Annotated in this window: 4 protein-coding genes; all 4 read left to right on the top strand. The window is 26.6% G+C overall.

Features of this window, described 5'->3' with window-relative positions:
* Positions 1-135: 135 nt before the first annotated feature.
* The 4 genes from VN21_RS03805 to VN21_RS03790 all read left to right on the top strand — a co-directional run bounded on the left by VN21_RS03805 (position 136) and on the right by VN21_RS03790 (position 3943).
* A complete protein-coding gene (locus VN21_RS03805) occupies positions 136-1557 on the top strand; it encodes an NAD(P)/FAD-dependent oxidoreductase (protein WP_046822122.1) in 1422 nt (473 codons plus the stop codon).
* A gap of 2 nt (positions 1558-1559) precedes the next feature.
* Positions 1560-2456, top strand: a complete 897-nt coding sequence (locus VN21_RS03800) for an FAD-dependent oxidoreductase (RefSeq protein ID WP_046822121.1) — start codon at positions 1560-1562, stop codon at positions 2454-2456.
* An 81-nt stretch (positions 2457-2537) separates the two neighbouring features.
* Positions 2538-3365: a MerR family transcriptional regulator gene (locus tag VN21_RS03795; RefSeq protein WP_046822120.1), complete on the top strand. Its 828-nt coding sequence runs from the start codon at positions 2538-2540 to the stop codon at positions 3363-3365.
* 98 nt (positions 3366-3463) lie between these two features.
* Positions 3464-3943: a dCTP deaminase/dUTPase family protein gene (locus VN21_RS03790; protein ID WP_021430828.1), complete on the top strand. Its 480-nt coding sequence runs from the start codon at positions 3464-3466 to the stop codon at positions 3941-3943.
* Positions 3944-4034 lie beyond the last annotated feature (91 nt).

Below are 4034 nucleotides of genomic sequence, written 5' to 3'. Positions count from 1 at the left end.
TAAAAAAAATAATGATTATTATTAAAATTATAAATTTTACTTATAGTAAAAATAGGTATATACTATATTTGAAATTAGAAAAGCTAAAATTTGACAAAAAATGATATGAAAGCTCTTTATGAAGGAGGAATCAGTATGAAAGATATTACTGTAATAGGAGCAGGTGTAGTAGGATGTGCCATAGCTAGAGAGTTATCTAGATATGACTTAAATATATTAGTAATAGATAAAAACGAAGATGTTGCTGAGGGAATATCAAAAGCAAATAGTGGTATTATACATGGCGGATATAATGAAAAAAAAGGAACTCTAAAAGCAAAATTAAATTTAGAAGGAAATGAAATGATGGATGATTTATCTAAAAAACTTCAATTTCCTTTTAAAAGAAATGGAGCTTTAGTACTAGCATTTAATGAAGAAGAATTAGAAAAAGTAAAAGAATTAAAGGCTAATGGAGATGAAATAGGTGTTAAGGGATTAGAAATTTTAAATAAAGACGAAGTTTTAGAGTTAGAGAAAAATATAAATAAAAATGTAGTTGGAGCTTTATATGTAAAAAGTTCTGGAATAGTAAGTCCTTATGAAATGACATTAGCATTAGGTGAAAATGCAGTTGAAAATGGAGTTGAATTTAAACTAGGAAATTCTGTAGTGGATATAAAAAAAGAGTTAAATTCTTATAAAATAGAACTTGATAATAAAGAAGTTGTTGAAAGTAAGCTAGTTATAAATGCAGCAGGATTAGGAGCAGATGATTTAACTTATTTAGTTAGTAATGAAAAGTATGAAATTGATCCTGTAAAGGGTGAGTATTGCTTATTTGATAAAGTTGCAGGAACATTATGTGAAAAAACTTTATTCCAAGTACCTAGTAAATTAAGTAAAGGTGTTTTAGTTACACCAACAGTAGATGGGAATTTATTAATAGGTCCTAATGCAAAACATAGTGATACTATAGAAACTTCAAGAGAAGGTATAGATGAAATATTAGAAAAGAGTCAAAAAACTATAAAAGACATTCCTGTATCAAGAGTTTTAAATACATTCAGTGGATTAAGACCTAAAGTTTGTGGGGGAGATTTTATAATAGAAGAGTCTAGAGATTGCAAAAACTTCATAAATGTAATAGGAATAGACTCACCAGGATTAACAGCAGCGCCAGCTATAGCTAAATATGTAGTAGATATAGTTTCTAAAAATATTCAATTAAAAGAAAAAGAAAACTTTAAAGAGACTAGAACTAAAATGGTTAGAATGAGTGAATTAAACATTGAAGAAAAAAATAAATTAATAGCTCAAAATCCTTCTTACGGAAAAATGATATGTAAGTGTGAATTTGTAACAGAAGGTGAGATTATTGATGCAATAAGAAGACCACTAGGGGCTACGACATTAGATGGAATCAAGAGAAGAACTCGTGCCATGATGGGTGGATGTCAAGGAAGTGGATGCATGATTCCAATAAGCATGATATTAAGTAAAGAATTAGGAATAGATATAAGTAAAGTAAATAAAAACTGCAAATCTTCTACAGTTATTGGATATAAGGAGGTTTAATCATGAAAGCATATGACTTAATTATAGTTGGCGGTGGAGCAGCGGGTATACTATGTGCTATAGACGCTAACGAAAAAGGAATCAAGAATATATTATTAATTGAAAAAGACCCTGTATTAGGTGGAGCTTTAAATTTAGGTGATTATAATATAATTAAAGAAAAAACTATATTAGGAAAAGATTACAAAGTTAGTTTATTAAATAAATTAGATAAATGCGATATAGATGTAAAATTAAATACTATGGTTTTAAAAATAGAGGATAATAATGAAGTTCTTTGCACTAGTCCTGAAAATGGTATAGAAAAAATAAAAGGTACAAATATTATACTTTCAAATGGGGCAAAAGAAGGTTCAAGAAAACCTGTAAATATGGTAGGAGATAGATGTTCTGGAATTCTTACTGTAGGAATGGCTAAAAAGATATTCAATATGCCTCATATGATTCCAGGTAAAGAAATACTTATAGCTGGAAATGCTACATTGTACATGATAGAAAAGGAATTAAAAGATAACAATATAAATGTAGTAGGAATTATTACGACTGATAAAGATGCTAATACTTATGGATTAACTGATAATATATATGATAACTATTCAATAGAATCTATATATGGACAAGGAAGAATAAATAGAGTTAAGTTATCTAAAGGAGATCAAGAGATATTTGTAGATTGTGATACTTTGATATTTTCAAACCCAATGCTTTCAGATGGATTAGTAGCTATGAGAAGTGATATTAAATTAAATCAAGTAACTACAGGTCCACAAGTTGATAAAACATTTATGACATCAAGAAAAAACATATATGCATGCGGAAATGGAATCTTTATACACAATTCTATAGAAGATATAGAAAATGAATGTAAAGAAGTTATAGATAGTATTGTTTGTAAGTAAGTGTTAATTTATAAAGTAAATAAAAATAATTATAGCCTATAGCGTTGTTCTATAGGCTATAATTATTTTTGAGGTGATATTATGAAACTTTCAACAGGACAAGTAAGTAAGTTATTCGGAATAAGTAAAGACACATTAAGGTATTATGACAATTTAGGAATTTTAAAGCCTGATATAAATAAACAAAATGGCTATAGATGTTATTCTCAAAAACATTTAGATCAATTGAATTTAATTCTTTTAACAAAAGATTTAGATATATCTTTATCTGATATAAAAGAAACTATAGAAAGTGAAGAACTTTGTGAATATAAAGAGTTAATTACAAAGCAAGAAAGTATGATAGAAGAAAAGATTGAAGAACTAAAGAGAAAACATGCTCAATTAAAAAATTTAAACAAAATAATCAAAACAATAGAAAATTATGAAAATGAATATAATTTTAATAATATAAGTGTATATGAAAGTACGTATAGATTTTATTGTGTTGAGATAAAGAAAATGTTGGAAAAAGAAAAAAGTTCAAAGTATACAAAGTATTTGGAAGAAAACTTAAAATCTACGAATCAAGAATGTTACTACACTTTATACAATGTTGTTAACAATAAAGAAATTATAGAAAATGAAAGTATTTTATTTATACAAGAAGAAGAAAGGAATATAGATATAGCCAAAAAGTATATAAATGAAGGATTAGATTTATCAAAAGAAATAGTTTGTGGTAAGTTTGCATCTACTAATTTTTATGGCAATTTAGAGGAATTACATAAGTATTTAATATTGATGAACAGATATTTTAATCATAATAAGAAATTAAACATAGAAGTGCTTATAAAATATGATTTTTATATTCCTAAAAAAATTGATAATGACAAATACTTTGCCGAGATTATAATGAAACTTAATTAACTTAGATAAAAAACTAATTTTAAATATTTTTTTGATTTGTTATACAAAAATAGATATGTTATTATAAGTATTAAAGATATTTTTAAAGGAGAAACATAATGAAAGTAAGAGGATTTGAAAAAGTAAGTAAAGCAGAATTTGAAAAAGCAAATGCAGATATAGCATATGAAGAGTTAACATTACCCAATAGAGCAACAAAATTTGCTGCAGGATATGACATAAAAAGTACATTGAATTTTACATTGGAACCAGGAGAAGATATAGTAATTCCAACTGGTTTTAAAGCATATATGCAAGTTGGAGAAATGCTAGCATTATTTCCAAGAAGTGGAATGGGATTTAAATATCAAATACAATTAGCAAATACTGTAGGTATAGGCGATGGTGACTATTATAATTGTGAATCTAATGAAGGTCATTATTTTATAAAATTAGTTAATAGAGGAAAAAAATCATGGGAAGTTAAAGTAGGTGATGGTATAGGACAAGCTATATTCATGCCAATACTTTTAGCAGACGGAGACGACTTTGAAACTGGTGAATTAAGAACTGGTGGATTTGGAAGTACAGGTAAATAATTAATACTCAAAAGACCCCTATGTCGTAAATTACGATATAGGGGTCTTTTGAGTATTAAAAAATTATTGACAAAAAATTATTAATAGAATA

It is taken from the genome of Paraclostridium benzoelyticum (assembly GCF_001006285.1).
Classification (GTDB): Bacteria; Bacillota; Clostridia; order Peptostreptococcales; family Peptostreptococcaceae; genus Paraclostridium; species Paraclostridium benzoelyticum.
The sequence above is the reverse complement of the archived record's forward strand: the minus strand, read 5'-3'. Positions and strand labels throughout refer to the sequence as shown.

Bases quoted from the DNA above. Each gene is read 5' to 3' on its own strand.
- VN21_RS03795 (WP_046822120.1), top strand. From the start codon at position 2,538: ATGAAACTTTCAACAGGACAAGTAAGTAAGTTATTCGGAATAAGTAAA.
- VN21_RS03790 (WP_021430828.1), top strand. From the start codon at position 3,464: ATGAAAGTAAGAGGATTTGAAAAAGTAAGTAAAGCAGAATTTGAAAAA.
- VN21_RS03800 (WP_046822121.1), top strand. From the start codon at position 1,560: ATGAAAGCATATGACTTAATTATAGTTGGCGGTGGAGCAGCGGGTATA.
- VN21_RS03805 (WP_046822122.1), top strand. From the start codon at position 136: ATGAAAGATATTACTGTAATAGGAGCAGGTGTAGTAGGATGTGCCATA.